Raw genomic sequence first — 17,312 nt, forward strand, 5'->3', positions numbered from 1 at the left:
AATGACCGGGGTCGCATGCCGCGTCTGGGATATATTACAGAGCATGCTTTCCTTCAGCGTCCCCCTCGGCAAGCTGGTCCGCACACTGTCCCGGCTTCGGGGCGGAGGCTCAGCATTTCCCGGCCTGGTGGTTGAGAAAATCGATCCCCGTTTCATGCAGCGAACCCTGGCCTCGCTGCCTCATGGCGTGGCTGTGGTCAGTGGCACCAACGGCAAGACCACCACGACCAAGATGGTGGTGGAACTCCTGGAAAGCCAAGGGCTGAAGGTGTTCACCAACCGCACGGGCAGCAACTTCACGCGCGGCGTTGCGGCATCGCTGCTGGGCGAGGTGGATTGGCGGGGCCGCCTCGACGCCGACATCGCCATCCTTGAGCTCGACGAGGCCCACGCAGTGCATTTCGTCAACAAAGTCCAGCCGCGCTACAGCCTGCTGTTGAACGTACTCCGCGACCAACTGGACCGTTTCGGTGAAATCGACAAGACCGCCCGCCTCCTGGAACACATCGCGTCCAAAACAACGGACACCGTCGTCCTGAACCGCGAGGATCCACGCGTGGCGCGGATCGCCAACGTCGTCAACGGTCTCGACGCCGTTCATCACCCGAGCGTCCGATACTTCGGTCTGGACGACTCACTCCGCAGCACTTTCCCGAACGACGACGAGATGCGGACCGGAAGCGGCCCCTCACCTTCCGGGACGTCAGTGGCTGCCGCTACGGGTGAGGCAGTCGACTTACCGGATGCCGACGTCGTACTGCGCCGGGTAGGTGCCCAGGACGCCGACTTTGAATTCGACGGCGAGACCGTCACCACCACCATGAAGCTCCGCGGCGTCTACAACATCTTCAACGCGGCCGCGGCGTTGTCGCTGACCCGTGCAGTCCTGGGGACCGGCCCCGTTGACACTCCGAAACTCGTCAAAGCACTGGGGGACGTTGCTCCGGCGTTCGGGCGCGGGGAGAGCCTGACAGTGGACGGCCAGCCGTTGGAACTGGTACTGGTGAAGAATCCCAGTGGTTTCCGGCTCGGCTTGAAGTCGTTCCCGGCCGGCGGCTATGCCACCATGATCGCGATCAATGACAACTACGCCGACGGCAGGGACATGTCGTGGCTGTGGGATGTCGAATTCGATTCCCTGCGCGAGGGTGGAGTGGAAGTCCTCACCGGGGTCCGCGCCTACGACATGGCCCTCCGCCTCCAATACGACGACGTTCCGTTCGGCACCGTGGAAACGGACATCACAGCGGCCCTCCGGACCTTCATCGACGGTTCGCGCGGCAAGCCCAAGCGTATTTTCTGCACCTACACGTCAATGCTGGCAATTCGCCGCGAACTCGCCAAAATCACCATAGTTGAGGTGGTCTCATGACCTCGGAAACACAGCCCCAGGCATCCCAAACCCGGACGCCACAGCCCAGCAAGGGCACCATCCGCGTCCTGCAGCTCTATCCCCGGGAAATGAACATCTATGGCGACTGGGGCAACGCCCTGGTTCTCAAGCAACGGATCAAGTGGCACGGCTACACCCCGGAGCTGCTGGAGTACAACGTCGGCGATGATTTTCCGGACGACGTCGACATCATCGTGGGCGGCGGCGGCCAGGACAGCGGCCAACTCGTTATCCAGGATGATCTCCAGGCCCGGGCTGGGCAGTTGCGGGAACTCGCTGACAACGGTGCGCCCATGCTGGTGATCTGCGGTCTTTACCAGCTTTTCGGTAAGTTCTTCAAGACCAGCACCGGACCCACCATCCCGGGTATTGGCATCCTTGATGTTGAAACCCAAGGTACGGATGAACGCCTGATCGGCAACGTGATCATGAAGTCCACCGAATTCGGCGACATCATGGGCTACGAAAACCACAGCGGCCAGACCACTTTGGGTCCCGGCGTCGAACCTCTGGGGACCGTCACCAAAGGTGCCGGCAACAACAGCAAGGACGGCCACGAAGGCGCCCGGTACAACAATGTTGTGGCCAGCTACCTCCACGGTTCGCTGCTGCCGAAGAATCCTGCCATCACGGACTTCCTGATCCGCACGGCCGCCGAGCGCAAGTTCGGCACTTTCGTGCCGGGGGCGCCCGACGACGACTACGCCCGCCTCGCGCGCGAACACGCCGCCCGGCGCCCGCGTTAGGCCCTATTTTTCCTTGGTGATCAGCAGTTCGTGGGCGCCTGCATCGGCAGCGCCCATGGACTCCACTACCGCCTGTGTCCTCTGGTGGGTTTCCGCGTCGGCCGCAGGCGTGGCACACACTCCTTGCGGGGCGTCGCTCGCCACTGAACACCAGCGATAGGGATCACGGACGATCACAGATGGCGCCCAGGCCAGGTCCGAGACGGTCCAGGCACCCGCAGCATTTTGGCTGAACTGCGCCCTGACCAGTAATCCTTCGTTGTTGACCGCGTACCACGGTGACAACTCCGTGATGCCGTTCCCCAGCCCGTAGACGATTCAAGTGCCCTTGTACTTCTCGATGGGCAGCACGGAATGGGTGTGGTGCCCATAGATCATGGTGAACTGGCCACTGTCCACAAGGGCGTGCGCGACCTCCTGCTGCTGGGCATTTGGCTCGCTGGCGTATTCGTCGCCTGCGTGCATGACTCCCAGGACGATGTCGGCCCCGAGGGCTTTGGCCCGGGTGGCTTTGGCAATCATCGTGGCGGGGTCGAGTTCGTCCACCAACCATGGGTATTCCGGAATCTGCCCGTTGTGCCCATAGGTTCCAACAATGACCGCTACTTTGGCGGCCTCGGTCTGGAGCATCAGTATCTCCTTGGACTCTGCCTCGGTCCTGTACGAGCCCGTGTGCTTCAGTCCGGCTGCATCCAGGGCATCCAAGGTGCGCAGCAGCCCTTCGGTGCCGCGGTCGATGGTGTGGTTGCTGGCGGTGGTGCAGGCCTGGTAACCGATCTCCTTTGACGCTGTGACGATCTGCGGCGGGACGTTGAACGACGGGTAGGCCGAGAACGGCCCTTCGGGCGTCGCCACCGGGGTCTCCTGGTGGCAGATGGCCAGGTCACTGTTGTTGATGTAGCGCCGCTGGCCTTCAAGGAGTGGGACGAATGTGTAGCCGGGCAGTCCTGCGGCGGCAGCGTCAGCCCTGGCCTGCTGCCAAAGTTGGGTGTGGACCAGCATGTCACCGGTGACAGTGACGGAGGTGCAACGGAGTTCCGGGCATGCCGGCCCTTTTCCTGGTGTCGGGTTGGGTGCGGGGGTCCGCGTTGGAGTCGGCTCCGGCGCCACCGGGGCCGGGGCGGCGCTGCTGTGCTTGGCGTCCTCGTTTTCGGCGATGACTCCACAGGCGCCCAGTGTCATGGCCAGGGCAACCATCAGCGCGGGCCCCGCCCACCGCCGTGGCCGCATCCATCTCGTCACAGATGTGAGATTCCCCATGATTTTCATCCTACGGTGAAGTCATGCCGAACCAGGCGTGCCGCTCTTGAGGACATGAATCTTACGTGAAAGAGTCACTTCATGATCAATCCCCTGCTGAGTCCCAGCCCCCTGCCCTATGGCTTGCCGCCCTTCGGCGACATTTCCTCCGCCCACTACGCCGAAGCGGTGGACAACGGGCTGGCCGCGCACTTGGAGGAGATCAAGGTCATCGTTGGCAACCCGGAGCCTGCTACTTTCCAGAACACCGCCTTGGCCATGGAGCGGTCCGGACTACTCCTGCACAGGGCTGCAGCAGCGTTCTTCACCCTGGTGTCTGCCGATGCAAGCGACGACATCAAAGCACTCGAAACCGAGCTCAGCCCCAGGTTCTCGGCCCACCAGGATGCCGTTTACATGAACCGGGGGCTGTACGAACGCTTCGCTGCTATCGATGTGGACGCTCTCGATGCTGAGTCTGTCCGGCTGGTGGAGGAGTACCTCAAAGAGTTCCGCCAATCGGGAATCCAGCTCGATGACGCCGGCCAGGATCGACTCCGGGAAGTCAACGCTGAGCTCTCCCGGCTCGGCACCGACTTCGGCCAGCGGGTCAAGGAAGCGATGAAGGCCTCAGCTTTGCTTCTGGACGACGTCACGGACCTGGCAGGCCTTTCGGAGGAAGACATCACAGGCGCCGCCGAAGCCGCCAGGACTGCAGGACATGACGGACAATTCCTGCTGACGTTGATCCAACCCAGCAACCAGCCCGCCCTCGCCTCCCTAGAAAACCCAGCCATCCGGCGTCGTTTGTATGAAGCCTCCCTGGCACGGGGTACCGATGGAGGTCCCCTGGACGTTCGGGAGATCGTGACCGCGACCGCCCGGCTGCGGGGAGAGAAGGCGGCCCTGTTGGGCTTCGCCAACTTTGCCGAGCTTGTGGTGGACCAGCAGACGGCGCCGGGCTTCGACGACGTCGAGTCCATGCTGCGTCGGATGGCGCCTGCAGCCGTCCACAATGCCCAAGCCGAGGCCGATGCCCTCGCGGAGTCGGCAGGACGGGAATTGGAGCCGTGGGACTGGGCCTTCTACTCAGCCCGGGTCCGCAAGGAAAAATTCGAGGTCGATGAGCAGGCTTTGCGCCCCTACTTCTCCCTGGAAAGCGTCTTGGCCAACGGTGTTTTTCATGCCGCAAACCGGCTCTATGGGCTCACCTTCCATGAACGCGCCGACCTGGAGGGATACCATCCCGATGTCCGTGTGTGGGAGGTTCGCGACCACGACGGAAGTGGCTTGGGCCTCTTTCTTGGTGACTACTACACCAGGGAGACCAAGCGGGGCGGGGCGTGGATGAACTCCCTCGTGGAGCAGTCCACCCTGCTGGGCACCCGGGCTGTGGTGATCAACAACCTCAACATCACCAAGCCCGCCCCCGGCGAGCCCACGCTCCTGTCCCTGGATGAAGTACGGACCGTTTTCCACGAGTTCGGCCACGCCCTGCACGGGTTGTTCTCTGATGTCACCTACCCGCGGTTCTCCGGTACGTCTGTGCCCAGGGACTTCGTGGAGTACCCCTCCCAGGTTAACGAAATGTGGATCATGTGGCCGGAGATACTGGGGCACTACGCCCGTCATCACTCCACCGGCGAACCCCTCCCCCAGGATGTGGTGGACAAGCTCAGCGCGTCCCTGTTGTGGGGTGAAGGGTTTGCAACCACTGAGTACCTCGGGGCGGCGCTCCTGGACCTGGCATGGCACGTGCTGTCAGAGGCTGATGTGCCTGGGGATGTCTTGGCTTTCGAAGCAGAGGCCTTGGCAGCCGCGGGCGTCGCCCACCCGTTGATCCCGCCGCGTTACCGCACTGGCTACTTTCAGCACATCTTCGCCGGAGCGGGCTACGCCGCCGGCTACTACTCCTACATCTGGAGCGAAGTACTGGACGCCGACACTGTGGAGTGGTTCAAGGAAAACGGCGGACTGACGCGTGCGAACGGGGACAGGTTCAGGTCCGAACTGCTCTCCCGGGGCAACAGCCGGGATCCTTTGGAGTCCTTCCGCCGGTTCCGGGGCCGCGACGCGCTCCTGGACCCGTTGCTGAAGCGCCGGGGTTTGGAGTAATAACGACGCCGGGCCGGTCACCTTTGAGGGTGACCGGCCCGGCGTCGGACTGCTTTGGCTGCTACCAGCCGCGCTCTGCGAGGCGGTGGGGCTGGGGGATTTCGTCGACGTTGATGCCGACCATGGCCTCGCCCAGTCCGCGGGAGACCTTGGCGATCACATCAGGATCGTCGTAGAACGTAGTTGCCTTGACGACGGCGGCGGCGCGCTCTGCGGGGTTGCCGGACTTGAAGATACCTGAACCAACGAACACGCCATCAGCGCCGAGCTGCATCATCATCGCAGCATCAGCCGGAGTCGCGATGCCACCAGCGGTGAACAAGACCACGGGCAGCTTGCCCGTGGCAGCGATTTCCTTGACGAGCTCGTACGGGGCCTGCAGCTCCTTGGCCGCAACATACAACTCATCCTCCGGAAGAGCTGACAGCTTGGCGATCTCCGCACGGATCTTGCGCATGTGCCCGGTCGCATTCGACACATCACCGGTACCGGCTTCGCCCTTGGAACGGATCATCGCAGCACCCTCGTTGATCCGGCGCAACGCCTCACCCAGGTTGGTGGCACCACAAACGAAGGGGACGGTGAAGTTCCACTTGTCGATGTGGTTGACGTAGTCCGCCGGGGTCAGGACCTCGGACTCGTCGATGTAGTCAACACCGAGGGACTGCAGGACCTGTGCTTCGACGAAGTGGCCGATGCGGGCCTTGGCCATCACCGGGATCGACACCGCGGCAATGATCTGATCGATCATGTCGGGATCGGACATCCGGGACACGCCACCCTGGGCGCGGATATCAGCCGGTACGCGCTCGAGCGCCATGACGGCGACAGCACCGGCGTCCTCGGCGATGCGGGCCTGCTCGACGTTAACGACGTCCATGATGACGCCGCCCTTGAGCATCTCCGCCATGCCCCGCTTAACGCGGCTGCTGCCCGTGACGCTGTTCGCGGACGAACCGGCTTCGTTGCTTACATCTGGTGTAGACACAAAAACCCCTATGGGTAGATAAACGACCTTTTTGCCGGGGGCACGCGCAGCCACACGACCGCAATCAGCGCACACCGGGTTTCAGGTCAAGGTGACCAAGTACTAGTAATAGTAGTCGCAGGTTGCGCAGCGGCAGTACATTCATTACTGCCTTCAAGGCCAACAGGCGGGGTGTGATAGGACACCTGCACAAATGGCACCAGCGGACTCTGGTCAGATGCCAGTTCCCTCGGCTTCGGCCAGGGCCTGCCGGTGAACGGTGGCCATTCTTTGGATTACTGTGACGACGCTGGCGAGTGCCAACAGGACCAGCGTTGCGAAGAGCACCACAGGCGGAAGTCCCAATCCCGTGAGCCCGGCTATCAGCAGAACCGAAGCAAGCCTTTCGGCACGCTCTGCGATGCCTACGCTGGCTTGGTAGCCAAGCGATTCCGCTTTGGCCCTTGCATACGAAACAACCATCCCCAGGACGAGGCATACGACGGCGGCAGTTCCTATCGCCGCATCCTTGCCTCCGGTGAAAAACCAGATGCTCAAACCTGCAAAGATGGCGCCGTCCGCCAGGCGGTCCAACGTGGAGTCCAGGAAGTTGCCCCAGCCGCCGCTGCGGCCCTGAAGCCTTGCCATGATGCCATCGACGACGTCCGAGAAGGCAAAGAAGGCAACCACCACCGAACCCCACCACAAGTGGCCCAAGGGATAAAGAATGAGGCCACCCAGAATGACGCCGACTGTACCTGCGATAGTGACGATGTCCGGGGAGACACCCATCCGCAGGAGCCAGCGCGCCAGTGGTGTAAACAGTGAAGTAAAGAAACCGCGCGCATGCCTATTGAGCATTCGACTCCCCCGGCCAGGCCTCGGCCACGAGCTTGCGGACCTCATCGAGCGTCTGCGTGATGGCCTTGGTCTGGGCGATGATCGGGAAGAAGTTTCCGTCGCCGCCCCACCGCGGGACAACGTGCTGATGAAGGTGTGCAGCTATGCCGGCGCCGCCGGTGACGCCTTGGTTCATCCCCAGGTTGAAGCCGCTGGGATTCGAAACCTTCCGCAGCACGCGCATGGCGGTTTGCGTAAGGTCCGCGAACTCTGCCGTCTCCTCCACCGTGATGTCCGTGTAGTCAGGGACGTGGCGGTAGGGGCAGATCAGCAGGTGGCCCGGATTGTAGGGGAAGAGATTAAGCACCACATAGCAGGTCTTTCCCCGGTAGACGATCAGAGATTCCTCGTCCGAACGCGTGGGGCCTACGCAGAACGGGCAGTCATCCTTGTTTTTGAACTGATCCTGCCCGCCCTTGATGTAGGCCATGCGGTGCGGAGTCCACAGGCGCTGAAATGCATCCGGAACGCCCGCGAGCCCGAAATCATCGGTCACGTCTGCGTCGCCCGGAAAGTCAGCTGCCGCGCCTGTGTTCTCCTGCACCGTCACTGTTTCCGTTCCGTCAGCTCTCGCGGTTCTTTACGGCGTCGACAATCCTGCGGACTGCCTCTGCAACAGGAACGCCGTTATCCTGGCTGCCATCGCGGAAGCGGAACGACACGGCGCCTGCCTCGGCGTCTTCACCACCGGCAATCAGCACGAAGGGGATCTTGTCCTTGCTGGCTGTGCGGATTTTCTTGGGGAACCGGTCGGACGAAATGTCCACCTCTGCACGGATACCTGCAGCCTTGAGCTGGCCTACGACGTCAAACATGTAGTCGTTGAAAGCCTCGGCTACCGGAATGCCTACCACCTGCACGGGAGCAAGCCACGCCGGGAAAGCCCCGGCATAGTGCTCGGTCAGGACGCCCATGAAGCGTTCCACAGAACCGAAGAGGGCACGGTGGATCATGACGGGCCGCTGACGGGTTCCATCTGCTGCTTGGTATTCCAGCTCGAAACGCTCGGGCAGGTTGAAGTCCAACTGGATCGTGGACATCTGCCAGGTCCGTCCAAGGGCGTCCTTCGCCTGAACCGAGATCTTGGGGCCATAGAAGGCGGCTCCGCCCGGATCAGGTACGAGCTCAAGCCCGGAGGCAGCGGCGACCTCGGAAAGCGTGCGGGTTGCTTCTTCCCAAGCGGCGTCGTCACCAACGAACTTCTCTTCGTTCTTGGTGGAGAGTTCCAAGTAGAAATCGTCCAGGCCGTAGTCCTTGAGCAGACCCAGGACGAAGTTCAGCGTAGTGGTGAGCTCATCTTTCATCTGCTCGCGGGTGCAATAGATGTGGGCATCGTCCTGTGTCATGCCCCGGACGCGGGTCAGTCCGTGCACGACGCCGGACTTCTCGTACCGGTACACCGAGCCGAATTCGAACAGGCGCAGGGGAAGCTCACGGTAGGAGCGGCCGCGCGAGCGGAAGATCAGGTTGTGCATGGGGCAGTTCATCGGCTTCAGGTAGTAATCCTGGGCCGGCTTACGCACTGTGCCATCTTCGTTGTATTCGGCATCCACCTGCATCGCAGGGAACATGCCGTCCTTGTACCAGTCAAGGTGGCCGGAGACCTCGTAGAGGTGTCCCTTGGTGATGTGCGGCGTGTACACAAACTCGTAGCCGGCATCGACGTGACGCTGGCGGGAGTAGTCCTCCATCGCCTTGCGGATGATTCCACCCTTGGGGTGGAACACCGGGAGACCGGAACCCAACTCGTCAGGGAAGGAGAACAGGTCAAGTTCAACGCCAAGCTTGCGGTGGTCGCGGCGCTCAGCCTCGGCAATACGTTCCTGGTATGCCTTCAGTGCGTCCTTGGTAGGCCACGCCGTCCCGTAGATGCGCTGGAGCTGCTGGTTGTTCTGGTTTCCCAGCCAGTAGGCGGAGGAGGAGCGTGTCAGCGCAAAAGCGTTTGAGATCAGCTTGGTGTTCGGCAGGTGCGGACCACGGCAGAGATCGCACCAGACGGTATCGCCGCTCTTGCGGTCCACGTTGTCGTAGATGGTGATGTCGCCTACGCCGACCTCGACGTTGACACCTTCGGCGGAGCCGGCGGCGTCGTTCTTCTTGCCGAGCAGTTCAAGCTTGTAAGGCTCGTTGGCCATGGCTTGGCGGGCTTCTTCTTCGGTGACCACGCGCCGGACAAACTTCTGGTTCTGGTTGATGATCTTTTGCATCATCTTTTCCAGTTGGCGGAGGTCTTCCGGAGTGAAGGGTTCTGCTACGTCGAAGTCGAAGTAGAAACCGTCAGTGATGTAGGGGCCGATGCCAAGCTTGGCGTCGGGGCGCAACTGCTGCACGGCCTGTGCCATGACATGTGCGGTGGAGTGACGGAGGACGTTGAGTCCGTCGGGAGACTCGATGGTGACGCCTTCGACGTCGGAGTCGGCGGGGAGTACCTGGTCGAGGTCTTTCAGCTCGCCGTTGACACGGGCTACAACGACGTCGCGGCGCTCGAAGAAGAGTTCCGCGCCGGTAGTCCCTTCCGTCACCTTTGTCTCTTCGCCATCGACGATGAGGGTGATCTGTTGGGCATCTGACACGGGTGTCTCCTATTCATGGTTAAGGCTTCATAGCTTGTGGCATACGGGGACCACAGCCAGCCACCGTCAATCGTATCCGCTTCGGCGAGGGCGGCCAAAGCAGCACGCCGAGTCGCGATCTAGGGGCGTTCAGCTTCCCAGGCCAGTTATGGCAAGGTTCCTTGCTATGCCGTGAAGTGGCCCATGATGCGTGTATTCCCCAGGTGGCATGTCGTCGCCTCGGAGGATTTCCGAGTACGGCAACGTTTCGGGCCGGCCAAGGTCCCAGGCCTTGCTCGCGCTGAGGCTGATGCCCTTGGGTCCGGTCCTCCTGGTGGTTCCACGGATCAACAGCAGGCGGGTACCGAACAACAGTGGCCCCGATTCTTCCTGGGCTTCGTGGAAGAAGACTGAATCCACACATCCCGTGCCGTCATCAATGCTGATGAAGACAACACGCCGCCCTCCCCTCATGGGAGGTGTTTGGGTTGCAATGCGGACACCAGCCACCAGCACTTCAGTCCCATTGCGCAAGCCCAGGAGCTTGTCGGCCGTGGTCACGCCCAGTTTCGCCAACAGGGGACGATGGCTTTCCATCAGGTGTTCACTGACATCAACGGCCATGAGATCAAGTTCTGCCCTGACATTTTCGACCATGGTGGGGGAAGGGAGTTCCGGTGCAATATTCCTGAGTTCGACGTCACCAAGCGCAAACGACAATTGTCCTTCGATGACTCCGTTGGGTTTCTTTGACGGGCTGCCTTGCAACGCTTGCAGATGTTGGACGAGGTCAGCACGGCTTGCTTTTCCTCCTGAGTCCCTATGCAGGGCATCGAAGGCGCCGAGCTGGGCCAGTCTTTTGATGTTTGGCTTGCTCACCCTGGCCCTTGCCCTGAGGTCGGCCAAGGAATCGAACGGTTGTCCAGCTACGACTCTCTTCAGTTCCGCCCCCGAAAGCCCATAGATCCCGGCCAGGCTCAACCGGATGCCAAGTTTGCCACGATCAGGCCCTTCAAGAATCTTCTCCACCCTGAATTCAGCCTGGCTCCGGTTAATGTCCAGGGGAAGGATGGGAATGCCGAGCCGCCGGGCTTCAGCGACCAACAGCCGCTTGGGATACATACCGGGATCGTGCTCCCATAGCCCGGCCAGGAAAGCTTCAGGATGGTGGGCTTTGAGCCATGCTGATTGGTAGGTGGGCACGGCGAAAGCGGCCCCGTGCGCTTTGCAGAAACCAAAGCTCCCGAAGGCCTTCAGCGTCCCCCAAACCTTGTCCACCACCTCAGGCGGGTAGTTCCTGATGGCTTCCCGACGGAAGTACTTCTCCACCTCAGGTTCACGCAGTTCATCCCCGAGTGCCCGCCGGAATTCATCAGCCCTTGCCAGCCCGCATCCGGTCATGACATCGAAGGTCTTAAGGATCTGTTCATGGAAAACAGTCACGCCATGGGTTTCCTGAAGTACCGGTTTCAGGTCTTGGTGCGGATAGACCTCAGGCGCAAAACCATGCCTGTGCTCCAGGAAAGGCCGGACCATATCCGACTTCATGGGCCCGGGACGGAACAAGGAAATATCGATGATGAGATCGTTGAACTCCCGGGGTGCCATCTTCCCGATGAGCTCCCGCTGGCCCGGTGATTCGATCTGGAAACAACCCAACGTGTGGGTGCTTCGGATCAGTTCAAAAGTGGGCTCGTCATCCAAAGGAACGGCGTTGAGCTCGATCCTGCCATCTTCGGCTATGTAGTCAGGTCCCGAGCCTCCCGGTCCAGTCGGATGGTTCCCAGCCGCAACCACCTCTGCCTTGGAAGGATGAAGCCGGATCACTTCCCTGACGGCGAAGGCCATGGCACTTTGCATCCGTACGCCCAGGACATCCAACTTGAGCATGCCCATGGGATCCATGTCATGTTTATCGAACTGGCTCATGGGCAAGCCGATACCGCTTGGTTGGACGGGGGTCCGGTCAAGGAGCGTTGCATCCCCCAGGATCACCCCACAAGGGTGCATCGAGATATGCCGTGGCAGACGGTCCAGCCTTTCGGTCAGGTCCACCAGGAGATCGAGTTGCTGGTTCTCCTCCATTCCTCCGCGCTCCACCCGACCGGCAAAGTCACGCAGTTCCGGCTTTTCCACCAGCGCTTCACGGAATTTCCGTGCTGAGAATCTCCAAAGCTGTTTGGCGATATCGCTGACTTCGCCCTCATCCATGCCCAGCGCCATGCCTGCATCCCTGACAGCTCCTCGTGCCCGGTACCCGTTTTGCATGCTCATGAGGGTGACCCGTTCGGCCCCGAAACGGTCAAAGATCTTCCGGTAGACATTGTGGCGTTCGGCGCTTTCGACGTCGATGTCGATGTCAGGAAGGGTGGACCGGTGCCCGGAGAGGAATCTTTCAAAAATCAGGTCGTGACGGATGGGATCCACTTGACTGATGTCGATCAGGTAGTTGACCAGGCTGGATGCGCCCGACCCCCGTGCCGCGACCCTGACACCCATATCCAGGATCATCCGGGATACCTCGGCCACCGTGAGGAAGTAAGATCCGAAGCCAAGCTTGCCGATGATCCGGAGCTCGTGCTCCAGCCTCGACCGAACCCGTATTTCCTCATCGCCGCTGATACCAGGGAACCGCCTGGAGATTCCTGCATCGCATCGTTGGGCCAGCTCCATCATGGGGTCGTTCTCGATGCCGATGATTGACGCTTCGGGAACCACGGGTTGTTTCCATCCCATGTCCAGGACGGGGTCAATGCGGCATTTGTCGGCGAGCGCCTCGGTGTTGGCCAGGAGTTTGCTGAGCTCCGCTTGCCCCAGGCCTGCGGCGTTGATGATTTCTTTGCCCAATTGGAGCATGTGGCGCGGGTTCTTCAACCAGCCCTGCCCTGTCGGTTGAAGCTGGACTGCGGTTTGAAGCATGTGCGCGGTGGAGAGTTCGGGGAGTGATTTCAGGGTCCGTGCGGAGTCCAGGACGTCCGCGGTTGCTGCGCCATCCTGGGCGCAGTAGCGCACGGCGTTGCTGAGGATGGCGGGGACGTTGTATTCGAGGGCAAGTTTGAGCATGCGGACGGCATGGGCCGTGCTCAGTGATTCTCCCGGGGCACTGAGGTGGGACACTGTCTCGGCCACTATGGTGCCTGGCGGCATGGCATCGATCCATTGCTTGAAGAGGGTTCTGGGCCTCAGGTATTTGCGTCCGCCCATGGCTCTGCCTACATCCGAGTCCGGTCCGATCATGACGGTAAGCACGGGCCTGAGGGTCTTGGGATCAAGGGTCCTGGACGCCAGCTCCCCCCTGGTGACTGCAACAGGGATTGCACCTCCGGCTTTTCCAGAGGTGCGGGCATGGGCATCGGATATCAAGCGGCAAAGTGCCCGGTAACCTGCGCCGTTGTTGTGTCCGTGGGCCAGCACGACGACGCGGCCCGCGACTTGGGTGCGGTGGTCGCCGTCGTCGTCGAAGACTGCCAGGTCCACACCGACAATGGGATCGATGCTTGCATCCATGCAGGCTTTGAGGTGTTTGACAGTGCCGTAAAGGCCGTCACGGTCGGTGCAGGCGAGCGCCGTGGCTCCGTCTGCTGCGGCGGTTTGGGCGAGTTCATCGGGCCAGGAGACGCCGTAGTGTGCGCTGAAGGCTGTGGAAACATGCAGGTGGGTAAAGCTCAAGGTTCACGCTGCTTCGTCTGGTTCCACGGCACGTGCCGGTGCGGCGTCATGAATGCGCAGGAGCCTCCAGCGGCCGCTGCCTACGTGCCGGACGAGGTCGAGGGTGATGGTTTGGTTCGCAGTGGGGTCCGGCTGCAGCGGCAGCAGCTGGACCCGCCAGATCTCGTGGTCAACGAGGCCTGCGCCGGCCCCGATAGGTGCCCGGTTTTCCTCGACCCACCATTGGCGGCGTTCGAACCACCGGACTGGTTCGTTGGTGACGGTGTAGTTCGTTCCCTTCCACTGAACTGCTTGTGGCTGGCCTGTTTCCGTGCAGATCACTCCGACGGACTCGCTGAACAGCCCCATTTCACACCTCATTACGACGGTCCGGATTGATTCGAAAGTATGTTCGAATAATTCCAGTTTACGCCGAGGTGGGGACAAAACCTACTTCGAAGTTCGCTCCTGTGCAGAAGCACTCGAAACCCGCCTGCCTACTTGCTTCAGAAGGCCATCGCGCCATGGTTGCATCCCTCGTGCCAGGGCGACGCTTCCCATAAGGGCCGATGCGGCCCTCAGTTGCTGGGTGCGAAGCAGGCGCTTCCTGTTGTAGGCAGCGAGCGCTTCCTCCAGGGGTCGTTCGTTCAGGAGGTTCCCCAACGTCACGGCGTCGATGAGCGCTTCGCAGGCCCCTCTGCCGAGGTTTGGCGTCATGGCGTGGGCGGCATCTCCGACCAACACCACGTTTCCCCGTGAATAACGCGCCATTGGCGGGGTTGTCCAGATGCGTTGCGCCAGGGAAGTTTCAGGAGATGCCTCAGCGAGGACCCTGGTGACGGCCGGCGAGTACTGGCCGTATCTGTCCCGGGCCGCATTGAGCGCTTCCCGGACGTCCACCTTGTCGGGCCCGAGCTGGGATCGGAAGGAGGCGTACCAATTCATTCCTTCTCCCGCCGGCGCCAAACCGAAGATCTCGCCACGGCCCCAGTATTCGCCAACGTCCTCCGGCTCAGGCGTACCGCGCACCACTCCCCTGACGGCCAGGAATGGAGTGGGGCGGGCAACGCTCCGTGGACCCCAGTGGGCCCGGCGCACCACACTGTTGACCCCGTCGGCTCCTACGGTGAGCCACGCGCCACTGTGCATTTTGTCGATTTGCCCGTCGTTGACCCTCCCGGCAACCCGGTTAACTGACGAGGGAACAGCTGAATCAAGCAGTCGCAGGAGATCCGGGCGGGATATTCCCAACACCCCATCCCCCTCCACATGGAGCATCTCTGCTCCCGTCGGTTTGCGAAGGGCGCCTGCGGTGATGATTGTCCCCCGGCTCCGCGCCGCCCCTAGTATCCCCACTTCGGACAAGGCCCGTTGAGCTTCGGCCCACATGGCCAGGGTTGTTCCCACCGTGGGCAGTTCGGGCCTTTGCTCGTGCATTGTGACCTCGAATGAGCCAGGATCCAGCTTTGCTGCGAGCGCCATTCCGGCTATGCCCCCACCGATGATGTCCACCTTTTTCATGCCCACACTGTACTACTACATTTGTAGTAGTGGTAGGGGTGGAAGCTAGACTTTGGGCCATGCCCGACCGACGAATCCAGTTAGCCGATGCCGCGCTCGCCGTGGTCGCCACGCAGGGCCTCAAAGGCCTTACCCACCGTGCCGTCGACGCACAGGCCGGGGTCTCCGTCGGAACCACCTCGAACTATTTCCGCAACCGCGCCGCCTTGGTGGGTGCCGCCGTCGACCGCGTTGAAGAGTTGGACAGCCGCCTGCTTCAGCAAGGCGGGCTGGAACTCCCGACGTCGGTTGCGGCCTTATCGGAGCAAATCGCCACAGCGGTCATGGGACTTGCGCAGGAAAACTCCGGGCTGACCCGGGCGCGTTTCGTTTTCGCGCTGGACCAACCGGAGGTTGTGGCAGCCGGACACGAGCGGCTTGTATCGGCCCTTGCGCATCTGCTTGAAGGCATGGGGATACCCGATGCCCGGGCTCGTGCAGAAGCAGTATCCGATTACAGCGACGGCCTGGCGCTGCACCTGCTGACCGCCCGGAAAGGCCAGGACGTTGACAAGGCAGCCGTGGCACGGACCATCCAACGACTCCTGGAGGGGTGAACGAAGGTTGGCCCGCAGGGGTGGACGGCAGCCGGTCCACAGAGCAGGATTGTGGCATGAGCACCAATGACGCACTCCTGAAGCAGGTCGACATCTCCGCCTCGGAGGACAACCTCGTGGCACGGTTCGAAATTGACGGCAACATCCCAGGCTCCGGCGCTTACGTCGTGGGCCTTGTTGCTGCCAGCGAAGACTACTCCTCGCAGCGCCGGCTCGGCATCGAGTTCATGAACGGTGAGGCGATCTCGTTCTATTCGTTCAACCATTCCCTCAGCGCGGAGGAAAACTACGACATCAAGGGCGTGGAGCACTCCGGCAATGTCATCACCGGGAACTTTCCGATGTCGGCCATCCACGGACTCAGCAAGGGGCACGTCATGACAGCCTTCAGCGAAGCCGACGGCCGTGAGTTCCAGTCCGGCGTGCCAGTGAACGAAGCCCTCTGAAGAGCTAGAAGAGGCCTTCCACCGGTTCGATGAGTTCCGGTGAGTTGTTGCGGACATTGCCGACGGCCGCGCCCACCGGATCAAGCGTCCAATCGGCCGCAGCGTCGTGCGCCCTGGACCGGACCAGGTCCACGAGGCCGGCTGCGTCCTTTTCCCGCGGATCCAGCCACGCTTCCATGGTCTCCGTGCTCATGGGCAGGGGAACGCGGTCATGGAGCATGGTCAATTCGTCGAATACCGAAGCGCTGCGCCGCGTCCGCGCCGAATCCGCCGTGGGGGTATCAGCGGTGAGGATGGACATCGAGAGCAACCAGCGGCCCGGATCGTCCTCGGCAGCCGACTGATCCCGCCACCATTCATACAAGCCGGCGAAAACCAGGCCATGACCGTCGCCGGGGTGAACATAATAGGGCTGTTTGTTCTTGCCCTCGCCCTTCTTCCACTCGTAATAGCCATCCGCGGGGACCGCGCAGCGCCGGGCCACGGCAGCCTTCTTGAAGGACGGCTTCTCCAGAAGGGTTTCACTACGGGCATTGATCAACCGCGCACCGCCCTTCGGATCCTTCGCCCAGGACGGCACCAACCCCCATTTGGCCACGTGCAACTGCCTCTTCACACTGTCGTCGACGAGCCGCTCCAAGACAATGGGAACCGCGTCAGTCGGCGCAACATTCCACGACTTCTCCAAGGCAATCTCTTTTTCAAGCTCAGCGTCAAAGTCGGCGAGCAGGTCACCCACCGCACGGGCCATTACGTAACGTCCACACATGCCAACAGTCTGCCCTTTCCCCCGAAAACACACCAGCGCACCCGTGTGACGTAACCCTGCTTCGCAGCCGGTCGGGAATTATTCTGCGCCGGGTTACCGTTGTTACCAACGAAACCGTCCGTCCAACCGAACAAAATCCCAGGAGAGCTCCGTGGACTTCACCCCCGACTCCGGCACCATCACCATGTTCTCGACCACTTGGTGCGGCTACTGCAACCGCCTGAAGAAGCAACTGGACGCCAAAGGCATCGGCTACACGGAGATCAACATCGAAGAAGTAGACGGCACCGCCGAGCTCGTCGAGCAACTCAACGGAGGAAACCGCACCGTTCCCACCGTGCTCTTCCCGGATGGAACGGCAGCCACCAACCCCTCCGCCTCCGAAGTTGAGAGCCGCCTCGCCGCCTAGGCATCCTCGCT

General features: G+C 61.6%; 14 protein-coding genes and 1 pseudogene. 6 read left to right on the top strand and 9 right to left on the bottom strand.

What is annotated here, in order from left to right:
* The first annotated feature begins 43 nt into the window (after positions 1 to 43).
* The gene (locus AB0N72_RS03340; protein WP_363931783.1) at positions 44 to 1,372 is read left to right on the top strand and encodes a MurT ligase domain-containing protein; all 1,329 of its coding nucleotides are present in this window, start codon (positions 44 to 46) and stop codon (positions 1,370 to 1,372) included.
* On the top strand, positions 1,369 to 2,139 hold the full coding sequence (locus tag AB0N72_RS03345; protein ID WP_363931782.1) for a glutamine amidotransferase: 771 nt from the start codon (positions 1,369 to 1,371) through the stop codon (positions 2,137 to 2,139). The genes AB0N72_RS03340 and AB0N72_RS03345 overlap by 4 nt, the downstream gene beginning before the upstream one ends.
* 3 nt (positions 2,140 to 2,142) lie before the next feature.
* On the opposite strand, the pseudogene AB0N72_RS03350 reads toward AB0N72_RS03345, so the two are convergent.
* A pseudogene (locus AB0N72_RS03350) lies at positions 2,143 to 3,408 on the bottom strand (CapA family protein).
* Positions 3,409 to 3,480: 72 nt separating this feature from the next.
* On the opposite strand from AB0N72_RS03350, the gene AB0N72_RS03355 reads away from it, so the two are divergent.
* Positions 3,481 to 5,493 carry a M3 family metallopeptidase gene (locus tag AB0N72_RS03355; RefSeq protein ID WP_363931781.1) on the top strand — a complete coding sequence of 671 codons (2,013 nt, stop codon included), beginning with the start codon at positions 3,481 to 3,483 and terminating at the stop codon, positions 5,491 to 5,493.
* Between the two features lie 61 nt (positions 5,494 to 5,554).
* Here AB0N72_RS03355 and pdxS read toward each other — a convergent pair whose 3' ends face one another.
* The 7 genes from pdxS to AB0N72_RS03390 all read right to left on the bottom strand — a co-directional run bounded on the left by pdxS (position 5,555) and on the right by AB0N72_RS03390 (position 15,081).
* A complete protein-coding gene (pdxS, locus tag AB0N72_RS03360; protein ID WP_363931780.1) occupies positions 5,555 to 6,481 on the bottom strand; it encodes a pyridoxal 5'-phosphate synthase lyase subunit PdxS in 927 nt (308 codons plus the stop codon).
* Between the two features lie 213 nt (positions 6,482 to 6,694).
* Positions 6,695 to 7,321 carry a phosphatidylinositol phosphate synthase gene (pgsA, locus tag AB0N72_RS03365; protein WP_363931779.1) on the bottom strand — a complete coding sequence of 209 codons (627 nt, stop codon included), beginning with the start codon at positions 7,319 to 7,321 and terminating at the stop codon, positions 6,695 to 6,697.
* On the bottom strand, positions 7,311 to 7,904 hold the full coding sequence (locus AB0N72_RS03370) for an HIT domain-containing protein (RefSeq protein WP_281449319.1): 594 nt from the start codon (positions 7,902 to 7,904) through the stop codon (positions 7,311 to 7,313). Before AB0N72_RS03370 ends, pgsA begins: the two co-directional genes overlap by 11 nt.
* A 19-nt stretch (positions 7,905 to 7,923) precedes the next feature.
* Entirely contained in the window at positions 7,924 to 9,933 is a 2,010-nt protein-coding gene (gene thrS, locus AB0N72_RS03375) for a threonine--tRNA ligase (RefSeq protein WP_363931778.1), read from the bottom strand.
* A 129-nt stretch (positions 9,934 to 10,062) separates the two neighbouring features.
* Positions 10,063 to 13,581 (bottom strand): DNA polymerase III subunit alpha, encoded by a 3,519-nt coding sequence (dnaE, locus tag AB0N72_RS03380; RefSeq protein WP_363931777.1) that lies wholly within the window; start codon positions 13,579 to 13,581, stop codon positions 10,063 to 10,065.
* 3 nt (positions 13,582 to 13,584) lie between these two features.
* Positions 13,585 to 13,929 (bottom strand): DUF6504 family protein, encoded by a 345-nt coding sequence (locus tag AB0N72_RS03385; protein ID WP_363931776.1) that lies wholly within the window; start codon positions 13,927 to 13,929, stop codon positions 13,585 to 13,587.
* An 81-nt stretch (positions 13,930 to 14,010) separates the two neighbouring features.
* Complete coding sequence (locus AB0N72_RS03390) at positions 14,011 to 15,081, bottom strand: FAD-dependent monooxygenase (RefSeq protein WP_363931774.1); 1,071 nt, start codon at positions 15,079 to 15,081, stop codon at positions 14,011 to 14,013.
* Positions 15,082 to 15,140: 59 nt separating this feature from the next.
* Here AB0N72_RS03390 and AB0N72_RS03395 point away from each other — a divergent pair, with 59 nt between their 5' ends.
* Positions 15,141 to 15,677, top strand: a complete 537-nt coding sequence (locus AB0N72_RS03395; RefSeq protein ID WP_363931773.1) for a TetR family transcriptional regulator — start codon at positions 15,141 to 15,143, stop codon at positions 15,675 to 15,677.
* Between the two features lie 56 nt (positions 15,678 to 15,733).
* The gene (locus AB0N72_RS03400) at positions 15,734 to 16,123 is read left to right on the top strand and encodes a hypothetical protein (RefSeq protein WP_363931772.1); all 390 of its coding nucleotides are present in this window, start codon (positions 15,734 to 15,736) and stop codon (positions 16,121 to 16,123) included.
* 4 nt (positions 16,124 to 16,127) lie between these two features.
* On the opposite strand, the gene AB0N72_RS03405 is transcribed toward AB0N72_RS03400, so the two are convergent.
* A complete protein-coding gene (locus AB0N72_RS03405; RefSeq protein ID WP_363932089.1) occupies positions 16,128 to 16,874 on the bottom strand; it encodes an SOS response-associated peptidase in 747 nt (248 codons plus the stop codon).
* Between the two features lie 169 nt (positions 16,875 to 17,043).
* Between AB0N72_RS03405 and AB0N72_RS03410 the strand changes: the two genes are divergently transcribed.
* Positions 17,044 to 17,301 (top strand): mycoredoxin, encoded by a 258-nt coding sequence (locus AB0N72_RS03410; protein WP_018777778.1) that lies wholly within the window; start codon positions 17,044 to 17,046, stop codon positions 17,299 to 17,301.
* Positions 17,302 to 17,312 lie beyond the last annotated feature (11 nt).

The sequence above is a fragment of the Paenarthrobacter sp. NPDC089307 genome (genome assembly GCF_040685055.1).
Classification (GTDB): Bacteria; Actinomycetota; Actinomycetes; order Actinomycetales; family Micrococcaceae; genus Arthrobacter.

Bases quoted from the DNA above. Each gene is read 5' to 3' on its own strand.
- AB0N72_RS03385 (WP_363931776.1), bottom strand. From the start codon at position 13,929: ATGGGGCTGTTCAGCGAGTCCGTCGGAGTGATCTGCACGGAAACAGGC.
- AB0N72_RS03400 (WP_363931772.1), top strand. From the start codon at position 15,734: ATGAGCACCAATGACGCACTCCTGAAGCAGGTCGACATCTCCGCCTCG.
- AB0N72_RS03345 (WP_363931782.1), top strand. From the start codon at position 1,369: ATGACCTCGGAAACACAGCCCCAGGCATCCCAAACCCGGACGCCACAG.
- AB0N72_RS03395 (WP_363931773.1), top strand. From the start codon at position 15,141: ATGCCCGACCGACGAATCCAGTTAGCCGATGCCGCGCTCGCCGTGGTC.
- AB0N72_RS03405 (WP_363932089.1), bottom strand. From the start codon at position 16,874: ATGGCCCGTGCGGTGGGTGACCTGCTCGCCGACTTTGACGCTGAGCTT.
- AB0N72_RS03340 (WP_363931783.1), top strand. From the start codon at position 44: ATGCTTTCCTTCAGCGTCCCCCTCGGCAAGCTGGTCCGCACACTGTCC.
- AB0N72_RS03355 (WP_363931781.1), top strand. From the start codon at position 3,481: ATGATCAATCCCCTGCTGAGTCCCAGCCCCCTGCCCTATGGCTTGCCG.
- AB0N72_RS03390 (WP_363931774.1), bottom strand. From the start codon at position 15,081: ATGAAAAAGGTGGACATCATCGGTGGGGGCATAGCCGGAATGGCGCTC.
- pgsA (WP_363931779.1), bottom strand. From the start codon at position 7,321: ATGCTCAATAGGCATGCGCGCGGTTTCTTTACTTCACTGTTTACACCA.